A 20676-nucleotide genomic window follows, 5' to 3' on the forward strand; every position below is an offset into this window, starting at 1 on the left:
CTGACAGACACTAATTACTCATCAACTTGCTTTCTAATAGAATGCAAGTTTGATGAGCATTTGGTACCAAAAAGCAATTTTTATACTAAAACATATAGTATACCTGAAACTTTTTTACATCATTGCTACCTATTTAATCTAATTTAGGATGTTGATCTACTAGTTCTTGGCGTTGTTCTTGTAATGTTTCGATCTGTTGTTCAATATCTTCTACTTTCTGTTCTATTGAATCAAAATGTTCAGATAGAATTTCTTTCGCTTCAGTGCGATCAGATGCTGCTGGTGTAGCGCCTTGTAGTGGTTTATTGGCGGTTTCATTCATTTTTAACCCTGTGACTAAGCCGATTAGAGCCACAACCATCAAATAATAAGCCGGCATATATAAATCGTTACTTGCTTCAACTAACCAAGCGGCAACTGTTGGTGTTGCGCCTGCAATTAATACTGAAATATTAAATGCAATAGCAAGCGCACTATAGCGGATACTAACAGGGAAGATCGCCGGTAAAATAGAAGCCATTACACCAGTTAAACAGTTAAGTAACACCGCAAGGATCAGTAACCCCAAGAAGATAAATGCAATAATATCACTATTTATCATTACAAACGCCGGATATGCAAGCATCAATAAGCCGACACTCCCACCAATGATAAAAGGCTTACGTCCAATTTTATCACTAATTAATCCAATCATTGGTTGTACAAATAGCATACCAATCATGATGGCAATAATAATTAATACACCATGGTCCGGGTTGTAATTTAAATTATGGGATAAATAACTTGGCAGGTAGGTGAGTAACATGTAATAAGTAACATTGGTGACAATAACTAATCCGACACAAACCAAAAAACTTCGCCAATATTGAGTTATAATCTGCTTGATGGTGATGGTTGATGAATTAGTTATATTTTCACTTTCATTTTTATCTTTTAAGTCACTTTGTTGTTGGAATGCTGGGGTTTCCTCTAATGCATGACGCAAATAAAGACCAATTAAACCTAATGGTAAAGCAAAAAAGAAAGGAATACGCCAACCCCAAGCATGAAAAGCTTGTTCACCAAGTAAGGTTGATAACAGTACCACCAAACCTGCGCCAATTAAGAAACCAGCAATAGAGCCAAAATCAAGCCAGCTTCCCATAAAGCCTCGTTTGCGGTCTGGAGAATATTCAGCTACAAAGATTGCTGCACCAGAATACTCCCCACCGATGGAGAAACCTTGAGCTAATTTAGCCAGTAATAATAAAATTGGCGCAATAATACCAATTGATGCATATGACGGAATTAAACCTATGCAGAAAGTACTTAACGACATGATGATAATAGTAATAGAAAGCACTTTTTGGCGACCAAATTTATCGCCCAAGATACCAAAAACCACGCCACCCAATGGACGAATAAGGAATGGTACAGAAAACGTTGCTAAAGCTTCAACCATTTGAACACTAGGCGCTGCCTCCGAGAAAAAAACTTGTCCTAATATATAAGCAAGAAAACCATAAACACCAAAATCAAACCACTCCATTGCATTGCCAAGCGCTGCCGCGGTAATAGCTTTTTTCAATTTACTATCATCAATTATCGTAATGTCGTTAATATTTAATGGTTTATTTCTAGATTGACGAATTTTTTTCATAAAATAGTACCTATTTTCCTATCAATAAAAGAAAGCAAAAATGCAACGAAATGATGTTATTACTATCACTAAAAGTTATTAGTTATCTGATACAAAAATATAACGGGTTACTTGTTTTATGGTGGATCTAAACTGGTAAAGATTAAAATTTGGAGGTATTAAAAACATTTATATTGTCACTGACGGTAAATGATAAGACAGCAACAAAACTATTTTTGAAAGATACTTGTTGATTTTAGCAATATAACCTTTGTTTGTAAAATTTAGCAAATGGATGAAGAAAGTAATTTAATAAAATTGTTACCCCTTAAAAAATAAGATTTCGATATTAATTAAAACAACACCAGCAATAAGACCAATTAACTATGCTAATTTTATTCATCTATAATTTAGCTAGCAATTTAATCTTTTTTTTAAGTATTTCTCTAATAATCATAATGTTAATTAAACTATTTGTTGGCTATAATTTAAACTAGAATCCTGATTTATTATACTTTAAAATACCTTAACTTAGACTGATGAGGTAATTCCCATGCGTTGGAGAGACCAAAGAGAGAGTGATAATATTGAAGATCGTCGTTCACAATCAGGAAGTGAGATAGGTACAAGAATTCCACTTGGTGGTAAGGGTAAAATTGCTTTATTTCTTGTTGTTTTAGTGGCTGGCTATTATGGTGTTGATTTAACTGGTTTACTGGATCCCAATTTAATAGGTAATGATAATATAGCGCAAACATCGTCGCAAGAAGATCCCGATGCTGCCAAATTTACTTCAGTCATGTTAGCTAGCACTGAAGATTATTGGCACCAAGAATTTTTACAACACTTAGGTAAACACTACCTAGCCCCTAAATTAGTACTTTATACCGGTTCAACCCAAACATCCTGTGGTACGGGTAAAACGTTTATGGGGCCATTTTATTGTAATATTGATCAAACAGTTTATCTTGATCTTTCATTTTATTATGAAATGAAACAACAACTTGGTGGTGGCGGTGATTTTGCACAAGGTTATGTCATTGCCCATGAAATTGGTCATCATGTCCAAAATCTGCTCGGTACCTTTAAAATGGTAGAACAATTAAAACAAAACCAATCTGAGCTAACCAATAATCAATTATCAGTTAAATTAGAATTACAAGCCGATTGTTATGCTGGTATGTGGGGCAATGCTGTGCAAAAACAAGGCATTCTTGATGTAGGTGATATTGAGCAAGCATTAAAAACAGCCGAAGCGATTGGTGATGATCGCTTACAATATCAAAATAATGGTTATGTAGTTCCTGATAGTTTTACCCATGGCACTTCAAAACAGCGTTATACTTGGTTTAAACGTGGATTTGATAGTGGCTCAATTAGTCAATGCAATACTTTTGCTGAATAAGGAAATTATATGTCTGAAAAATTAGTAAATCGCATTTTGTTAGTCAATGATGATGGCATTGATGCGCCTGGAATAATACTGTTAAAAAATATTGCTAGGAATATTGCCCATGAAGTTTGGGTTGTAGCCCCTGTGGTTGATCAAAGCGGTGTTTCTTGTTCGGTGAGTTTAAAATCTCCCTTTCGTGTAGCTAAACGTTCAGAACAAGAATATGCCGTTTATGGCACGCCAGCGGATTGTTCACTATTTGCACTTAAATATTTAATGTTAGATAAACTACCCGATTTAGTACTCTCTGGCATTAATAATGGTTCGAATGTTGGATTTGAAACAATTTTATCAGGTACCGTCGGGGGAGCAATTATGGCAATGACTTTAGGTGTACCTGCCATGGCACTGAGTCAACTATCTTCTGAAGATAATCTGCCAACTAATTGGGATTCGAGCATTCATCATGCTGAATCAATCATCCGAAAATTACTTTCATTATCGACCCCTAAAAATATCATCTATAATATTAATTTTCCTGCTTGTGATGCCAAACAAGTGAAAGGAACAAAAATCACTAAACAAGGTGACGCAGATGTGAGTAACTTTAAGATCACACCAACCAAAGATCCTGAAGGGAATGACTATTTCTGGTTTAGAGCTAAACGTAATCAACAAATATTTGATGAAAATAAAGAACTTGATGCGACTAATAGCAATTATATCGCTATCACGCCAATTGGCTATGAAAGAACTCATTATCCACTTTACCAAACATTACAACAAAAGTTTGATAGCAATTAAAATAATATTTCCGTCTTCCAATGAGTGTGGAGACGGTTTTGACTTATTATTTTATTGATTATTTAATTTTTCTTACTATCTTTAACTAACGCACAAAATAATAATGAGATTGAAACCATGGCTAACGCTATCCAATAAATAACCTCATGACCATATTTATCGGAAATAAAGCCTTGAAGCATACCTGCTAGTATAATACTGCAGGTTATACCATTATTAAATAATGTTGAAGCGACTCCCATTCTGGTTGGTAATAAATCCTGAAAATAGATAATACCAATATTAGCCACAATCCCTATAAATAGCGCATTAAATACCTGTAAAATATATAATATCAGTTTACTAGGGCATAAAATTATCCCTAAGTAAAAAAGTACACCACAAATAATGGCGATAAAAAATAGATTTCGTTTACCTAAATAAGGGACTAAATAACCAGCAACTAACATGACCGGAATTTCTATCCCTGCGGCTAAACCCATCAACTCACCAGGCAATGAACTAGAAAGATGTAATACGGAATCGACATAAAGTGGCATATCAATCAAATACATCATGTTTGCCGTCCACATAAATATGGTAGATAGAAATAAAAAAACAACATTTTTATTTTTGAAAATAGGTTGATTCGCCGCGGCTAAATTGGCTGAATCTAAAGATGATGTTGGATTTTTTTCAACCGATGGCAAAAAAATAGCAACAAAAATTATGGCGACCAAAAACATCGACATTGCCGTTAAATACATAGTAGTGAAGCCATAATTAATCGCTAGAGCAAAAGATAACGGCGGTCCAATCACCCAAGCAAGAGAAAGTTGAGCGCGAATTAACGAATTAAATGCAACGACATTCCGACCCGTTTTAACCGCATATTCACGGGCTAGTGCAAAAATTTGTGGCATGGCTGCCGATGAGAGCGCCGCAAATAACACACCAAGTGTAATTAAAACGACATAGTGGCGAGAAAAAGCAAATATAATACTATTGGCAATCCCCATTAAACAACAGAATATAACTATATTACGCCGATCACCTTGTTGGTCAGAATATTTAGCGAGCAAAAAACTACCAATAATACTAGCGACCGCATTAACTGAGTAAAAAACGCCGACTAATATGGGGTCGACTTTGACTTCAAAGGATAAAAAACGACTTAATGTTGGTGATTGCAAAGCTCCTGCTATGCCAATAATAAAAGTAGTAAACAGAAAGGCGATAAAAATAACGCTTTTCTGTTGGCGGAAAGAAGGAGTATTAGACATATAGTTCCTCAATCGTTTAGTGTCGACATGATTATATACTCAAAATCTATGTCGATCTAAAAAAATAACAACAATACCGAACCAATCTTATTGTGACGAGTGATCTAAATTAACAACCTTAAATAAATCTATAAAAAATGATTTCATATTATGCAATTAAGAGTACAATCAATATCATCAACAAAATGAGGTAACGTTATGTTATATAATAACAAATCAACACATCATCATCACAAAAATCATGATCACTGTCATGATGATTGTAACAATATTGCCCATAATCATTCTTCACATAATCATGGCAGTAAACCAGAAGCCATCCAATGTTGTAGTAGTGATAACCATTCAACGACACAAACAAGTGAATTTAACGATCCCCCCGAAGACCCCGAGCGGCAAAGCCAACACACAACATTAATCTGGAAAATTCAAGGCATGGATTGTGCCCACTGTGCACAAAAGATTGCAAACGGTATTAAGACTTTACCCAATATTACACAAACAAAAATCACTTTTGCTACCGAGAAGCTTGTTGTCAGCGTTTCGCAAAGCGATCAAAACATGATTCAATTAATTGAAAATAAAGTGGTAGAACTGGGTTATAAACCAATCTTTGAATCATCACCACAACATGCTCACCAACATGAACACTCTCATAGTTTTGATAAGAAAGCCTTTATACCATTAATAGTATCAGGAAGCTTGATTGTCATCAGTTATATCGTTTTATTAATTAATCAAAATATGGGGGAATATGCATTTATTGCCACCGCCATTGTTGGATTAATCCCTATTGTTAAAGAGGCCTTAGTTTTAACCCGCAGTGGAACACCTTTTGCCATTGAATCATTGATGAGTATTTCGGCTATTGGGGCGTTATTTATTGGTGCCGCCGAAGAAGCTACTATGGTCATCTTCCTATTTATGATTGGAGAGATGCTAGAAGGGATTGCCACAAGTAAAGCCAAAACAGGAATTTCTTCACTGGTCAAATTAATGCCAGAAGAAACCATAATGATTGTTGATGGCAAAAGACAACGTGTTGCAAGTCATGATTTAAAACCTGATGATATTATTGAAATTTCCTCTGGTGGTCGATTGCCAGCCGACGTAATTTTAATTAGTGAGCAAGCCAGTATTGATGAAAGTGCGTTAACTGGTGAGTCGATCCCTGTTACTTACCTGCGTGGTGATAAGATTATGGCAGGTTCATTGGTTGTCGATACCACTATTCAACTTAAAGTCATATCTGAATCAGGGCAAAATGCCGTTGATCGCATTCTACAACTTATTGAAGATGCGGAAGAGCGTAAAGCACCTATTGAACGATTTATCGATAAATTTAGCCGTTATTATACCCCTTCCATAGCCTTATTTGCTCTATTAGTTATGGTCATACCCCCGCTACTTATGCATGCGCAATGGTATACATGGATTTATCGCGGATTGACTTTACTGTTAATTGGTTGTCCATGTGCGCTGGTAATTTCGACGCCAGCTGTCATTACTTCGGCACTATCTTGTGCAGCGAAGCAAGGCGTATTAATCAAAGGGGGGGCAGCATTAGAACGTATTGGTGCGATCAAAATGATGGCGTTTGATAAAACCGGGACATTAACAGAAGGCAAACCTCAAGTTACTGATATTATTTATCATGATATCAACCAAGAACAATTATTAGCCATTGTGGCAGCAATTGAAAGTGGTTCGCATCATCCATTAGCTAAAGCAATGGTTGATTATGCCAAACAAAATCAGATTAGTTTTACTGAGGCGGACAATCGCAAAGCAATTGCCGGAATAGGTATCCAAGGTGATATTGCGCAACAGACGTTTTATATTGTTTCTCCAAATAAGGCGCAAACAGTTTCAAAAGCAATGAGTGATGCAGATCAACAAGTCATTCATCAACTGGAAAGTGCAGGTAAAACAGTAGTTGTGGTGGTAACAAAACATAAACTTCTAGGCGTTATTGCTTTGCAAGATGTATTACGAAATGATGCGGTCACGGCCATTAACGAGCTTCATCAGTTAGGCTTACAATCCATCATGCTTACTGGTGATAATCAACGGGTAGCACAAGCGATAGCGGGGCAACTTGGTATGGATTTTCGGGCGGAATTGTTACCTGCGGATAAACTGATCGAAATCGAAAAATTTAGCCAATCAACGTCAATTGCTATGGTAGGAGATGGCATTAATGACTCACCCGCAATGAAAGCTGCTACAGTAGGAATAGCCATGGGAAGCAGTAGCGATGTGGCACTTGAAACAGCGGATGTTGCATTGACTAAAAATAGCTTATTAAGCTTGCCTAAATTGATTCGTTTAACTCGCTTTGCTAACCGCAATATTAAACAAAATATTACTATTGCGTTAGGTATAAAAGTTATCTTTTTAGTCACAAGTTTATTGGGTGTTACCGGACTTTGGCTCGCGGTACTAGCAGATTCGGGCACCACTGCAATTGTGACAGCCAATGCCTTACGGTTGTTAAGAGTAAAAAAATAGTTTAATAAAATACTCAACCCTTTCACTATTGTGAGGGTTGGGTATCACATTTTATTCATCGCTTCTTAATGAAATTTCACCACCAATATAAGCATTAATTTTTCCATTTTGCTCGAGCATTAATGCCCCTTGTTCATTAATACCTTTAGCCACACCGCGAATAATATGATCACCTATTAATAATTTAACCGGACGATTAGCAAAATTGTCTAACCGATTCCAGTCATTAATAAAAGCTGTCAAACCTTTTTGTTCAAATTCGGTTAATGTTTGTTTTAAAGTTTGGGCGACTTTAGCCACGAGCAAATTACGATCAACTTCACCTAAATTCGCCCACTTTTGATTAACAATGCTGGGGTCAGGATGTGTCATCATTAAATTAACACCAATACCAATAATTACATGTGCACAGTCACCCGTTTTACCCGCTAATTCAACTAAAATCCCAGCTAATTTTTGGTCATCAAGATAAAGGTCATTTGGCCATTTAACTTTGATATTTTTTCCTGATAATTGTCGTAATATGTTAGCAACAACAATACCAACCACTAAGCTCAAGCCCATTGCTGCTGCTATCCCTTGATCTAATCGCCAATACATTGAAAAGTAGAGATTAGTACCAAATGGTGCAAACCATTGACGGCCTCGTCTGCCACGCGCTTTGGATTGAAATTCGGCAACACAACAATCGCCTGATGTTAATGAAGCTATTTTATCAAGTAAATATTGGTTGGTTGAGTCAATAATTGGTACGATTTCAATCTGATTATCAGATTGGTAATACTGTTCAATTTTAGTTTTGTTTAGCAGATCTAATCGGGAGGCTAAACAGTAACCTTTACCTTGTACTGAAGATAATACAATGCCCCATTCACGTAGCATTTTAATATACTTATTGATACCAGCACGAGTAATACCAAAGTTAGCGGCCAACTCTTCGCCTGAATGAAACTGACCATCAGCTAAAATTTCAATTAATTTGAGCGGATTTTGGTGGTTGCGCATCTGTCCCTCGCTTTTTGAACAATAAAACGACAAAATAAAGTGAGATTATAGCAAAACTTACAAATAAATAGGTATTGCCCAATTTATCCATGACAAAAGCGATAATTGCTGGTGCAATCAAACTACCTATGGTATTAGTCAATAGCATGGCTTGATTCATAGCGACAATATCTTGTTTCCTTACACTTGCACAGGCCCAAGCCATAGAAATAGGATAAATAGTATAAATGGTTGCTCCCAATAAAATAATCGCCAAAACATGGCATAAATCAAAGGTGAGCATTAAGCAGGCAATTACCACTAAGGTAGATTCTACTAATAATACCGTATTGCGACCATATTTATCTGAACACCAACTAGCTGGGATTTGTGCAATTACCCCCGATAAGATCAGTAAAATCATCCAATTGGCCACTTGGTTATCCGTGTATCCCAAATGTGAATAAAAAGCTGGTAATAAGGAATACAATGAACCAATTAACATGCCAGCAATTACACATCCCATCAACCCTAGTCGAGAGGGTTTATATAATATCATTGGTATAATGTTAAAACTGCTTTTCTTTCTTTTGGGTAATTTATAGTGGGTAAATAAAATAAATAAAATTGCCAGTCCCATCAGTACGACAACAACTAATCCAAAATATAGTACATCTTGAGGAAAATACTGTAATAACGCTTGGCCAAAAACAGTACCTAAATAGTAAGTTGTCATATATACCGCCAGCATTTTGCCACGCGTGCGTACGGTTCCTGTGACTAAAATACAACTTTCAATGACCACCCACGTCACTGCACAAGCAATACCAATAAAAAATCGCCAAATTGCCCAACTATAAAAGTCCATTGAAAAACTTAAGCCGATAGTGGCAATAGCAAAAATAATACAGCTATAGCTATAAGTATGTCTGGCATTGAATTTATTAATGAACCAGTTAGCCACAATTGTACCAACCAGATTACCAATAAAATAACTCGATCCAACTAAACCAATTTGCCACACTGGAAACTGGTTATGTACCAACCATAATGGCACTTGTGTATTCAATGCAGATAGTGAGATGGTTACAAATAACAAACTCGCCAATAAAATAGGAAATGAATAAGAGTGTTTCATGGTTTAATTAATTATAAATAATTGTTCACATTGATTTCACCAGTACTACCAATAAAACGTATTTCTGGCGACAGATTAACCGAAAATTGTTGTAATACCGTATTGCGAATATAACGTGCTAAAGCCACCACATCTTGGGCTGTTGCATTGTGCTTATTGATTAAAACTAAGGCTTGTTGTTGATGCACTGCGGCGCCACCGATTTGATAGCCTTTTAAACCACATTGATCAATTAACCAACCAGCCGCTAACTTAACTTGATTGTTCGCTTGAGGATATATAGGCATAGTTGGATACTTTTCAAGTAATTGTTCAGCAATTTTTTTATCAACTACCGGATTTTTAAAAAAGCTACCACCATTTCCAAGTACTTTAGGATCGGGTAATTTACTACGTCGGATTTCACAGACTTTATCAAAAACCATCTGTGCGGTAACCATTTGAGGATCAAAATTCTTTAACTCACCATAAGTTAGTACCGGTTGCCATTGTTTAGGTAGTTTTATACCAACATAAATAACCGCATATCCTTGTGAGTATTGTTGTTTGAAAATACTTTCACGGTAACCATAATGCCCATCAGTTATGGTGATAATTTTGCCACTTGCTAGTTCGAGTAATTCCACATAATCTGCAACTTTTTGAAACTCAACTCCATATGCGCCTATATTTTGAATTGGTGCTGAACCAACACAACCCGGTATTAAAGCTAAATTTTCAAGTCCCGGGATATTTTGGCTTATTGTTTGCGACACAACTTCATGCCAAATCTCTCCCGCTCCGACTCTTAAACACCATTCGTTTTGGGTCTCAGTGATAGTTATCCCTTTAATCCGATTTACAACAACCGTACCTGCAAAATCACAAGTGAATAGTGTATTACTACCTTCTCCTATAATCATCATTGGTTGCTTTAATTGATTATTTCTCCAAACTTCCTGTAATTGCTCCACACTAGTTACTGTAACGACATCCTTAGCAAAAACATCAAGGGCAAAAGTATTGGGGATTTTTTGTTTCATTAATAACAACCTTTATTTTTATAGAAAGAGTAAATTTGATTTGTTTGGTAGCATACCTTTATGACTGAGTATATTATCACACTGACGTATTATATTTTATCAATTCTTCCACTGTAAATGGTTTACTACATATACTAGCTTTTTGCGCAGCGGTAGATTACTTTGAATCACAAATACAAAGAGTGAACTAAGTTTGTTATAGCCTATAATGGAATTAAACAATATGGATATGATAAAAAAATGGAGGTAAATTACCATGCACTTACCCAAAAGTAGTTATTTATTCATAGGATTTTTTATATTTTTAACTAATAATGTATTGGGTGCCAATTCTCTATGTAATTTGTCTGAAGATATAATATTTTCTTGCGATATGAAGAATAATAAAAAACTTTCGATTTGTAGTAAGGTTGAAAATAAACAATTAACAATAAATTATAAATATGGAGAGATTAAAAATATTGAAATGATTTTTCCGAAACAAAATGCAGGTAATAATACGCTATTTAAATATAATCACTATATTAGATATCAAACAGATTATTTTCGATTAGCGTTTAAAAATAACGATTATTTATATGAAATATATCGAAATTATGATGGTAATAAAGTTAATGCAGGCGTAATAGTTTCAGAGCCTTTATCAACAAGGCCTTATGATAATATGTGTAAGACAGTAGAAATAGATAACATAAGCAATTTATCAAAATATATAAATTGTGATACAGATTATGCTCTAGGTTGTGCATCTGCTGAATAAAAATTATAACCTCTCTTAAACTAACATCGACACTGTCGCACTTTTCACTATGTAAAGCTGGAAATCCTAACAAATATGAGGTTGAAATATATTTGTTAGCCTCAGTAATGGCAAAATTCTCATAACGTTCATTGTTACCAACATTGGTATTAATCAAATAATCAGCTAAAGCAATGCTTAAATCTTTTTTGTTTTTATTTATCATGTATTATAGGTTTACCTCACAATTCATTTTGATAAGTTACATTTGAAATTGTTTTTACCAACATAAAATAGTAGTTTGTGATATTGTCATCATTATAAAAATGACTAATGAGTGTTAGATCACATTTTTAAGCGATGTTATTCCTTAAACTGCGGTAGAGCTTAGTTTTAATTTAGATTAGAGGAAATTATGAAAAGAGTTTTTATTATGATCCTAGATTCCTTTGGGATCGGTGGTGCAGAAGATGCAAAAAAATATGGTGATGAAGGTTCTAACACATTAGGTCATATTGCAGAGGCTTGTGCACTAGGCAAAGCTGACAAAGGACGTAAAGGCCCATTAAAGTTACCTAATTTAGCTAAATTAGGGTTAATTGAAGCAGCATATGAATCAACAGGACAATATCCAAAAGGTATGTCAACAGAAGGCAATATTATTGGTGCATATGGTTATGCTAGTGAAATATCTTCAGGAAAAGATACCCCATCAGGACATTGGGAAATTGCAGGCGTGCCAGTGCTATTTGATTGGGGATACTTTACTAATACCACTAACAGCTTTCCGCAGGAACTGTTAGATAAAATTGTTACACGAGCCAAATTACCAGGATACCTTGGAAATTGTCATTCATCAGGAACCGTTATTCTTGATGAGCTAGGAGAAGAACATATGGCAACGGGTAAACCTATTTTCTACACTTCGGCAGACTCTGTTTTTCAAATAGCTTGTCATGAAGAAACTTATGGCTTAGATAGACTCTATGAGCTTTGTGAAATTGCACGCGATGAATTAAATAAAGGTAATTATAATATTGGACGAGTTATAGCTAGACCTTTTGTTGGTAAAAAAGCAGGTGAATTTGTGCGTACCGGTAATCGTCATGATCTTGCTGTTGAACCACCAGCCCCAATAATGATGAAAAAGTTAGTAGAAGAAAAACATGGTAATGTTGTTTCAATTGGTAAAATTGCTGATATTTATGCTCATGTTGGTATTACTAAAAAAATTAAAGCGACCGGTATTGAAGCGCTTTTTGATGCATCACTTGAAGAAATTAAACAAGCTAAAGATAACACTATTGTGTTCACAAATTTTGTAGATTTTGACTCATCATATGGGCACAGACGTGACGTACCAGGATATGCTGCGGCTTTAGAGTATTTTGATAGCAGACTTCCTGAAATGTTAGCGCTGGTCTCACCGGGTGATTTACTTATTATCAGCGCCGATCATGGATGCGATCCAACTTGGACAGGGACTGATCATACGCGTGAACATATTCCAGTTTTAGTCTATGGCGATAGTGTTCCAGTTGGATCGCTAGGGCACCGCGAAACTTTTGCCGACATTGGGCAAAGTGTTGCCGATTATTTTGATTTATCACCAATGGATTATGGTAAGTCATTTATTCAAAAATAACTGACCGCAAGAAAGAAGTTATTAATTTTAAGAAACAAACTATTAGGAGAATGTGATGTCTACTCCACATATCAACGCTGTTGACAATGCTTTTGCCGAAACGGTTCTAATGCCAGGCGATCCTTTACGAGCTAAATTTATTGCTGAAACTTTTTTAGAAAAAGCACAAGAAGTAACCAATGTAAGAGCGATGTTAGGTTTTACCGGTTATTACAAAGGCAAAAAAGTTTCTATTATGGGGCATGGAATGGGCATTCCATCTTGTTCTATTTATGCAACTGAACTTATCAAGTTTTATGGTGTGAAAAATATTATTCGCATTGGTTCATGTGGTGCAATTAGTCCTAATGTTAACGTTGGCGATATAGTTATCGGTATGGGCGCTTGTACTGATTCAAAAGTTAATCGTGTACGTTTTAAAGATAATGATTTTGCAGCAATTGCCGATTTTAATTTAACCCGTAATGCTGTTGATACAGCCAACAAACTTGGAATACCAGTTAAAGTGGGTAATTTGTTTTCAGCAGATCTTTTTTATACCGTCGATCCTACTGTACTTGATGTAATGGAAAAATACAACATACTAGGTGTGGAAATGGAAGCAGCTGGTATTTATGGTGTTGCAGCTGAATATGGTGCCAAAGCCTTAGCGATTTGTACCGTATCTGATCATATACGTAAAGGTGAGGCAATGACGGCTGAACAGCGGCAACTTGGTTTCAAAGAGATGATTACTGTTGCTTTAGAATCTGTTTTATTAGATCAATAATTAACGATACCTAGCTTTATAAGCTATGATTAAATTGATTAACAGAATTTTTGTAAAAAAATATTGAGTACATTTGAATGGAATAGTGATTCAAATTATCTATTTTGTTTTACTATTCCAACTTTCAATGTCTTTATGTTTAATATTTAAGTGGCAGCATTTTATTTAGCTTATTGATTTATTTTATCTAATTTATAATAAGTTATAAAAAGATCTCATTTAATAAGGAATCGAAATGAATATCAAGTTACAACTCAAAATTATATTTTTTCTGCAATTTTTCATCTGGGGAAGTTGGCTTATCACCTTAGGTTCTTACATGATGGAAACGTTACATTTTAGCGGTACAACAGTGGGATCAGTTTATGGCACTATGGGGATAGCATCTTTATTTATGCCGGGCTTGCTTGGTGTTGTAGCAGACAGATGGATACCCGCTAATCGGTTATTTATGCTTTGTCATTTAGTTGGTGCCGTTACACTATTTATTGCAGCATCAGTCACCTCACCATTGATGATGGTCATTGTTATCCTAATTCATTGTCTTGCCTTTATGCCAACTATCGCTATTTCTAACTCAATTTCATACTCCTGTTTAGAATCACAAGGTTTGGATGTTATTACTCAATTCCCTGGTATTAGAATATTTGGAACTATTGGGTTTATTATTGCAATGTGGCTGGTAAGCTTCTTAAAATTTGGATTAAGCAATATGCAACTTTATATTGCTGCTGCGGGTTCAATTTTACTTAGTCTATACTCACTTACATTACCATTAATAGTCATAGCTAAAGACAGTTCAAAAAGAAAATCTCTTGCCAGTTCTTTAGGTTTAGATGCATTTGTGTTATTCAAAGATCCTAAAATTGCAATCTTTTTTATATTTGCTGTATTTCTAGGCGGTATCTTACAAATTACCAATACCTTTGGTAATCCTTTCCTACTTTCATTTAAAAATATTCCAGAATATGCTGATAGTTTAGTGGTTCAATATCCTTCGGTATTATTATCTATTTCACAAATGTCAGAAGTAGTATTTATCCTGTTTGTACCGTTTTTTATGAAACGTCTTGGTATTAAATATGTGATGTTAATCAGTATGCTAGCTTGGGTAGCCCGTTTTGGATTATTTGCTTATGGTGATCCATCACCAACTGGTTTTATATTACTGCTTTTATCAATGATAGTTTATGGTTGTGCTTTTGATTTCTATAATATTTCTGGCTCAATGTATGTTGAAAAATCAGTATCACCAAGTATTCGTAATAGCGCACAAGGTCTTTTTATGATCATGACCAACGGTTTCGGTGCTTATTTAGGTTCGACTATCAGTGGTATTGTTGTTGATCATTACACTTTAGATGGCATTATAGATTGGAGAACTGTTTGGCTTGTTTTTGCTAGCTATTCTTTGATTTTAGCCATCGTATTTATGTTAATTTTCAAAAATGATAAAAAATAATTAGCAGTATGAATTGTAACTAATATAAGCTTAAGATCGTTAAATGAAATTATTTGCAGAATTACATTTAACGATCTTAAGACTATTTCAAAACCTAGATATTTATTCAGTGATAGGTAAGTAGCTTATTATTTTGATTAAGATCAGGTAACAAGCTAAACCATCACATTTTTGATCTTTTTGATAAAAGTCTTCGATTTATAATAAACAAATGTGATATTAATCATAATAAAAATTACGTAAATCACACCAAAATACTTAAGAAGTGTTATCATTATAATGATAAGCATAAATATAATTAGCTAGAAACATAATATGAATAAACTAATTGTTCCCAAAGTAATATTACATGAGCATGTTGAAGGTAGTATTACTCCTTTCATGGCACAAAAGTTGGCTAAGAAAAACCATATTCCCTTCCCAAATTCGTTATGCTATCGAGCAGGAGAATATGATGCCAAAGAATATAAAAATGGTCGTTATCGGTATAATGAGTCCAATTTTATCGAATTTATTCAAACCTATGATACTGTTTCTAGTTTTTTAAAAACACCCGAAGATTATTATGCTATTACTTTTGATTTTTTGCATAGAAATGCTGAGCAAGGATTAATCTACTGTGAATTATTCCTATCTCCTTTCCATATCTGTACCACTGAAATTAATGGCGAAATCGTTTGGCATAAAGATAGGTTTTGTCAAACATTAGCGCAAATGGATGAAGCCATTATTGCTGTACAAAAAACTCATGATATAACTGTGAGATATCATATTATCGGTGTTCGTCATCTTGGCGCTAAAATTGTTCATGACACTTTACGTTTTATTCAAGACAATCCTCATCATTTTATTACCGGATTTAATATTGCTGGTAATGAAAAAGCTGGTCATTTTGATGATTTTCACGATTCACATCAATTAGCTACTCAATTACATTTACAAAAATCCTATCATGCTGGTGAAATTGAGTCAGCAGAAAGTATTATTCAGGCACTGAAACATGGTGCAGTAAGAATCGGTCATGGCATTCGCGCTATCGAAGATAAAAATCTTATTAACGAACTAGTTAATAGGAAAATCACCTTAGAAATTGCATTAACAAGTAATCGGATTTTAGTTAATGAGCTTCATGGTGATATTCATAACCACCCGATCAAAAAACTCTATGATCAAGGTGTAAGGATTACACTCAATACGGATGATGCTGGAATTTTTGGCACAGATATTGAAAAAGAATATCAAATAGCCCAATCAATATTTCACTTTTCAAGGCTTGAATTACTCGATATTTCGTTATGTGGTATTCATGCCGCATTTGTTGAAGATTCAGTCAAACAAGGTCTAACTAATAAAGTGCTATCCAGTTTTACTGCAAGTGATAGAACTACATTACAACAAGCAATCAGTTTAAATAATTATCACCCAGCAATAATTGAAAGGTTTAGTGAATATCAAAGATTGTTGGGTTCAATGCCATAAACTAATGGAAATAATAGAAATAAATAGGAGATTTGTATGAAAAGAAATAAATTAACTTTAACCTTCCTGGCTCTATTAATTTCTGGTTCACTCAATGCTGCAACCGTTGATTTAAGGATTATTGAAACAACAGATTTACATGGCAACATGATGAATTTTGATTATTTTCAAGATCAACATGTAGATACATTCGGATTAGTGAAAACAGCAACTTTAATCCATCAAGCTAGAAGTGAAGTTAAAAATAGTGTACTTGTTGATAACGGTGATATTATTCAAGGCAGCCCAATGGCCGATTATGCAGTAAATAAAGGATTAGCTGAGGGGGATATTCATCCAGTATACAAAGCCATGAATACCCTTAATTATGTGGTTGGCAATTTAGGTAATCATGAGTTTAATTTTGGTTTAGACTTTTTACAAAAAAGTATAGCTGGGGCAAAGTTCCCCTATATCAATGCTAATGTTTATGATGCTAACACAGGTAAACCCTACTTTAAACAATATATTATTGTCGATACCCCTGTTAGAGATAGAGAGGGAGTTGAGCAGGTTATCAAAATTGGCTATATAGGATTTGTGCCACCACAAATTATGTTATGGGATAAATTAAATCTTGATGGTAAGGTGGTTGTTAAAGATATTACTGAAACTGCAAAAAAATTAGTTCCTGAAATGAAAAAACAAGGTGCTAATATCATCATTGCTATCGCTCACTCAGGTGTTTCCGCTGATCCCTATAAAGCGTTAGCTGAAAATTCAGTCTACTATTTAAGTCAAGTAGAAGGTATTAATGCCATTATGTTTGGGCATTCTCATGGTGTATTCCCCAGTGATAACTTCAAATCTTTACCCAATACGGATTTGCAATTAGGTACAATTAATAATGTCCCTGCGGTTATGCCTGGTCAATGGGGTACTCATCTTGGTGTTGTTGATTTGGTACTTGATGGAGATAAAACCAATTGGCAAGTCACGTTGGGTAAATCAGAAGCTAGGCCAATATATAATGCACAAACTAAAACAGCTTTGGTTGATGCAGATCAAAATATTACAGGAATTTTGCAAGAAGATCATCAAGCTACTCGTGAATTTGTTGGTAAGCCAATCGGTAAAGTTTCGACAGATATTAATAGTTATCTCGCCCTAGTTGAAGATACTTCAGCCTTACAAATTATTAGTGATGCACAAATAGATTATGTTAAACACTATATTCAAGGCGATCCCGATCTTGATGGCTTACCAATTTTATCTGCTATTGCTCCCTTTAAAGCGGGAGGAAGAAAAAACGATCCGACAGCTTATGTTGATGTTAAAAAAGGCGATTTAACTTTCCGCAATGCAGCTGATATTTACCTCTATCCTAATATTTTATCGACGGTAAAACTTACCGGAAAAGAGGTGAAAGAATGGCTAGAATGTTCAGCTGGTGTTTATAATCAAATAGATATTCATTCATCACAACCACAATATTTGATCAATTGGGATAAATTTAGAACTTACAATTTTGATACCATCGATGGAGTAAATTATCAAATTGATATTACACAACCACCACGTTATGACGGAAATTGCCAATTAGTTAATCCGAACTCGGAAAGGATAAAAAAACTCACTTATCAACAAAAAGCAATTGATCCAAAGCAAGTATTTCTTATTGCCACCAATAATTACCGTGCTTACACTGGCATATTCCCAGGCACCGGTGAAAAAAATGTTATGTTTAATTCCCCCGATGATATGAGAGTCATTCTTTCTGCCTATATTAGCAATATGACTAAGAATAAAGGAGCGGTCAATGTTACGGTGGATAATAATTGGGAAATTGCACCAATAACAAGTGCGACAAAATTAGACATTCGCTTTGAATCTTCTCCTACTGAGGAAGCAAAAGCATCTATTGAGACAAATTCACACTATCCAATAAGCTATATAGATAAAGATAAAATAGGATTTGGTGTATATCGTCTTAACTTACAATCATCAGTTAAATAAAATATCTAATAACTTAAAGGATTATCAATATGAAAATTGAAAAACTTATTGAACTTGCCAAAACTGCACGTGCCAAAGCTTATGTTCCTTATTCTAAATTTCAAGTAGGTGCGGTTTTAGTTACCGAAGATGATGAAGTGATTTTAGGCTGTAATATTGAAAATGCCTCTTATGGATTAGCCAATTGCGCAGAAAGAACAGCTATATTTAAAGCAGTTTCAGAAGGCAAACGTAAATTTAAAAAACTGGTGGTAATTGGTGATACTGATGGACCTATTTCACCATGTGGCGCATGTCGCCAAGTAATAAGTGAGTTTTGTGCCAAAGATATGCCAGTAATCTTGACAAATTTAAATGGCAAAATACAAGAAACCACTGTTGGTGAGTTATTACCTTGGTCTTTTTCACCAAGCGATTTAGACTAGTTTACAAAATTAGTTAATTATAAACAGTAAACAATATTCAGGCGATTTGTAGACTATATTCATAGATATACATAAACCTAGTTATTTAATTTAAGAGAGAATAATAATGAGATTTGTAGATATTATTGAAAAAAAACGTGATGGCAAGGCATTATCAACTGAAGAAATTCAATTTTTTATTACCAATTATACTAACGGTACCATTCCTGATTATCAAGTTAGTGCTTTATTGATGGCTATATACTTCCAAGGGATGACATCAAAAGAGTGCGCTGATTTAACTAAAGCCATGATGTATTCAGGTGATACCGTCGATCTTTCATCTATCAAAGGTATAAAAGTTGATAAACATTCAACCGGTGGCGTTGGTGATACCACAACATTAGTGTTAGCACCTTTGGTTGCTGCATTAGATATCCCTGTTGCCAAAATGTCAGGTCGCGGTTTAGGTCATACCGGCGGAACAACCGATAAATTTGAAGCCATTCCCGGATTTAAGATTGAGTTAAATAAACAAGATTTTATTAATCAAGTAAATGAAAAGAGCGTTGCGGTTATTGGTCAATCAGGTAATTTAACGCCGGCAGATAAAAAGCTCTATTCTTTACGTGATGTAACTGGTTCAGTTAATTCTATTCCGCTCATTGCTAGCTCTATTATGAGTAAAAAATTAGCGGCAGGCGCTGACGCTATTGTGCTTGATGTTAAAACTGGTGATGGCGCCTTAATGAAAAATATGGCGGACTCTGAAAAACTAGCACATGAAATGGTGAACATTGGTAACCAAATTGGTCGAAGAACAATGGCGATCATCTCTGATATGTCACAACCACTTGGTTTTGCTATTGGTAATGCATTAGAAATCAAAGAGGCCATTGATACCTTAAAAGGTCAAGGCCCTGCTGATTTAACCGAGCTGGTGTTAACGTTAGGTAGCCAAATGGTGGTACTTGCTAATAAAGCAAAAACGCTTGATGAAGCCAGAGAGAAACTTCAAGCAGTAATCAAAAATGGACAAGCAATTGCGAAATTTAAAACACTGATTGAAGCTCAAGGTGGCGATAGTTCTGTGGTTGATCATCCAGAAAAACTTGCTAGCGCGCCATATCAAATCGAATTACCTGCACTACAATCTGGTTATGTGACAAAAATCGTTGCTGACCAAATTGGTATTGCTGCTATGCAATTAGGCGCCGGTCGCGCAACCAAAGAAGATATTATTGATCCTGCTGTCGGTATTGTTTTGCGTAAAAAAGTCGGAGATAAAGTCGCCAAAGGTGAGTCATTATTAACGATTCATGCTAATACTGACAAATTAGATGTAATCAAGCAAAAACTCTATGACAATATTATTATCGGTGACAGTGCTAAAGAGCCTCAACTTATTTATAAAGTGATCACTGAGTAGCTATTTAAGGATTTAGGAGACA

The 20676-nt window shown here is 35.0% G+C and carries 16 protein-coding genes; 11 read left to right on the forward strand and 5 right to left on the reverse strand.

Translation table 11 applies throughout. The features are described from left to right. Positions 1-133 precede the first annotated feature (133 nt). Positions 134-1639, reverse strand: a complete 1506-nt coding sequence (gene proP, locus Q0K76_RS00480; RefSeq protein ID WP_294609588.1) for a glycine betaine/L-proline transporter ProP — start codon at positions 1637-1639, stop codon at positions 134-136. A 532-nt stretch (positions 1640-2171) separates the two neighbouring features. Between proP and Q0K76_RS00485 the strand changes: the two genes are divergently transcribed. Further along, the gene (locus tag Q0K76_RS00485; protein ID WP_294609590.1) at positions 2172-3023 is read left to right on the forward strand and encodes a neutral zinc metallopeptidase; all 852 of its coding nucleotides are present in this window, start codon (positions 2172-2174) and stop codon (positions 3021-3023) included. 9 nt (positions 3024-3032) lie between these two features. Continuing rightward, the gene (gene surE, locus Q0K76_RS00490) at positions 3033-3815 is read left to right on the forward strand and encodes a 5'/3'-nucleotidase SurE (RefSeq protein WP_294609593.1); all 783 of its coding nucleotides are present in this window, start codon (positions 3033-3035) and stop codon (positions 3813-3815) included. 62 nt (positions 3816-3877) lie between these two features. Here the strand turns inward: surE and Q0K76_RS00495 are convergent, their stop codons facing one another. Further along, positions 3878-5077 carry an MFS transporter gene (locus Q0K76_RS00495; protein WP_294609596.1) on the reverse strand — a complete coding sequence of 400 codons (1200 nt, stop codon included), beginning with the start codon at positions 5075-5077 and terminating at the stop codon, positions 3878-3880. A 198-nt stretch (positions 5078-5275) separates the two neighbouring features. Here Q0K76_RS00495 and Q0K76_RS00500 point away from each other — a divergent pair, with 198 nt between their 5' ends. Further along, the gene (locus tag Q0K76_RS00500; protein ID WP_294609599.1) at positions 5276-7588 is read left to right on the forward strand and encodes a zinc/cadmium/mercury/lead-transporting ATPase; all 2313 of its coding nucleotides are present in this window, start codon (positions 5276-5278) and stop codon (positions 7586-7588) included. A gap of 51 nt (positions 7589-7639) precedes the next feature. Here Q0K76_RS00500 and birA read toward each other — a convergent pair whose 3' ends face one another. The 3 genes from birA to murB are packed head-to-tail and all read right to left on the reverse strand — an operon-like array spanning position 7640 to position 10732. Then, positions 7640-8593, reverse strand: a complete 954-nt coding sequence (birA, locus tag Q0K76_RS00505; protein ID WP_294609602.1) for a bifunctional biotin--[acetyl-CoA-carboxylase] ligase/biotin operon repressor BirA — start codon at positions 8591-8593, stop codon at positions 7640-7642. Then, complete coding sequence (locus Q0K76_RS00510) at positions 8559-9710, reverse strand: MFS transporter (RefSeq protein ID WP_294609605.1); 1152 nt, start codon at positions 9708-9710, stop codon at positions 8559-8561. The genes birA and Q0K76_RS00510 overlap by 35 nt, the downstream gene beginning before the upstream one ends. A gap of 11 nt (positions 9711-9721) precedes the next feature. Then, positions 9722-10732, reverse strand: a complete 1011-nt coding sequence (gene murB, locus Q0K76_RS00515; protein WP_294609607.1) for a UDP-N-acetylmuramate dehydrogenase — start codon at positions 10730-10732, stop codon at positions 9722-9724. Between the two features lie 256 nt (positions 10733-10988). Here murB and Q0K76_RS00520 point away from each other — a divergent pair, with 256 nt between their 5' ends. The 8 genes from Q0K76_RS00520 to Q0K76_RS00555 all read left to right on the forward strand — a co-directional run bounded on the left by Q0K76_RS00520 (position 10989) and on the right by Q0K76_RS00555 (position 20654). After that, a complete protein-coding gene (locus Q0K76_RS00520; protein WP_294609610.1) occupies positions 10989-11492 on the forward strand; it encodes a hypothetical protein in 504 nt (167 codons plus the stop codon). 394 nt (positions 11493-11886) lie between these two features. Next, positions 11887-13116 (forward strand): phosphopentomutase, encoded by a 1230-nt coding sequence (locus Q0K76_RS00525; protein WP_294609613.1) that lies wholly within the window; start codon positions 11887-11889, stop codon positions 13114-13116. A gap of 55 nt (positions 13117-13171) precedes the next feature. After that, positions 13172-13885, forward strand: coding sequence for a purine-nucleoside phosphorylase (gene deoD, locus Q0K76_RS00530; protein ID WP_294609616.1), 714 nt, complete (start codon positions 13172-13174; stop codon positions 13883-13885). A gap of 235 nt (positions 13886-14120) precedes the next feature. After that, the gene (locus tag Q0K76_RS00535; protein WP_294609619.1) at positions 14121-15347 is read left to right on the forward strand and encodes a nucleoside permease; all 1227 of its coding nucleotides are present in this window, start codon (positions 14121-14123) and stop codon (positions 15345-15347) included. Between the two features lie 315 nt (positions 15348-15662). Further along, positions 15663-16826 carry an adenosine deaminase gene (gene add / locus Q0K76_RS00540; RefSeq protein ID WP_294609622.1) on the forward strand — a complete coding sequence of 388 codons (1164 nt, stop codon included), beginning with the start codon at positions 15663-15665 and terminating at the stop codon, positions 16824-16826. Positions 16827-16862: 36 nt separating this feature from the next. Next, positions 16863-18821 (forward strand): bifunctional 2',3'-cyclic-nucleotide 2'-phosphodiesterase/3'-nucleotidase, encoded by a 1959-nt coding sequence (locus Q0K76_RS00545; RefSeq protein WP_294609624.1) that lies wholly within the window; start codon positions 16863-16865, stop codon positions 18819-18821. Positions 18822-18850: 29 nt separating this feature from the next. After that, positions 18851-19246 (forward strand): cytidine deaminase, encoded by a 396-nt coding sequence (locus tag Q0K76_RS00550; RefSeq protein WP_294609627.1) that lies wholly within the window; start codon positions 18851-18853, stop codon positions 19244-19246. 106 nt (positions 19247-19352) lie between these two features. Then, entirely contained in the window at positions 19353-20654 is a 1302-nt protein-coding gene (locus Q0K76_RS00555; RefSeq protein ID WP_294609630.1) for a pyrimidine-nucleoside phosphorylase, read from the forward strand. The last annotated feature ends 22 nt before the right edge of the window (positions 20655-20676 follow it).

This window comes from uncultured Gilliamella sp. (assembly GCA_945271295.1).
Taxonomy (GTDB): Bacteria; Pseudomonadota; Gammaproteobacteria; order Enterobacterales; family Orbaceae; genus Gilliamella.

Excerpts from the sequence above, each read along its gene's own strand:
- proP (WP_294609588.1), bottom strand. The coding sequence starts at position 1,639 with ATGAAAAAAATTCGTCAATCTAGAAATAAACCATTAAATATTAACGAC.
- Q0K76_RS00485 (WP_294609590.1), top strand. The coding sequence starts at position 2,172 with ATGCGTTGGAGAGACCAAAGAGAGAGTGATAATATTGAAGATCGTCGT.
- surE (WP_294609593.1), top strand. The coding sequence starts at position 3,033 with ATGTCTGAAAAATTAGTAAATCGCATTTTGTTAGTCAATGATGATGGC.
- Q0K76_RS00495 (WP_294609596.1), bottom strand. The coding sequence starts at position 5,077 with ATGTCTAATACTCCTTCTTTCCGCCAACAGAAAAGCGTTATTTTTATC.
- Q0K76_RS00500 (WP_294609599.1), top strand. The coding sequence starts at position 5,276 with ATGTTATATAATAACAAATCAACACATCATCATCACAAAAATCATGAT.
- birA (WP_294609602.1), bottom strand. The coding sequence starts at position 8,593 with ATGCGCAACCACCAAAATCCGCTCAAATTAATTGAAATTTTAGCTGAT.
- Q0K76_RS00510 (WP_294609605.1), bottom strand. The coding sequence starts at position 9,710 with ATGAAACACTCTTATTCATTTCCTATTTTATTGGCGAGTTTGTTATTT.
- murB (WP_294609607.1), bottom strand. The coding sequence starts at position 10,732 with ATGAAACAAAAAATCCCCAATACTTTTGCCCTTGATGTTTTTGCTAAG.
- Q0K76_RS00520 (WP_294609610.1), top strand. The coding sequence starts at position 10,989 with ATGCACTTACCCAAAAGTAGTTATTTATTCATAGGATTTTTTATATTT.
- Q0K76_RS00525 (WP_294609613.1), top strand. The coding sequence starts at position 11,887 with ATGAAAAGAGTTTTTATTATGATCCTAGATTCCTTTGGGATCGGTGGT.
- deoD (WP_294609616.1), top strand. The coding sequence starts at position 13,172 with ATGTCTACTCCACATATCAACGCTGTTGACAATGCTTTTGCCGAAACG.
- Q0K76_RS00535 (WP_294609619.1), top strand. The coding sequence starts at position 14,121 with ATGAATATCAAGTTACAACTCAAAATTATATTTTTTCTGCAATTTTTC.
- add (WP_294609622.1), top strand. The coding sequence starts at position 15,663 with ATGAATAAACTAATTGTTCCCAAAGTAATATTACATGAGCATGTTGAA.
- Q0K76_RS00545 (WP_294609624.1), top strand. The coding sequence starts at position 16,863 with ATGAAAAGAAATAAATTAACTTTAACCTTCCTGGCTCTATTAATTTCT.
- Q0K76_RS00550 (WP_294609627.1), top strand. The coding sequence starts at position 18,851 with ATGAAAATTGAAAAACTTATTGAACTTGCCAAAACTGCACGTGCCAAA.
- Q0K76_RS00555 (WP_294609630.1), top strand. The coding sequence starts at position 19,353 with ATGAGATTTGTAGATATTATTGAAAAAAAACGTGATGGCAAGGCATTA.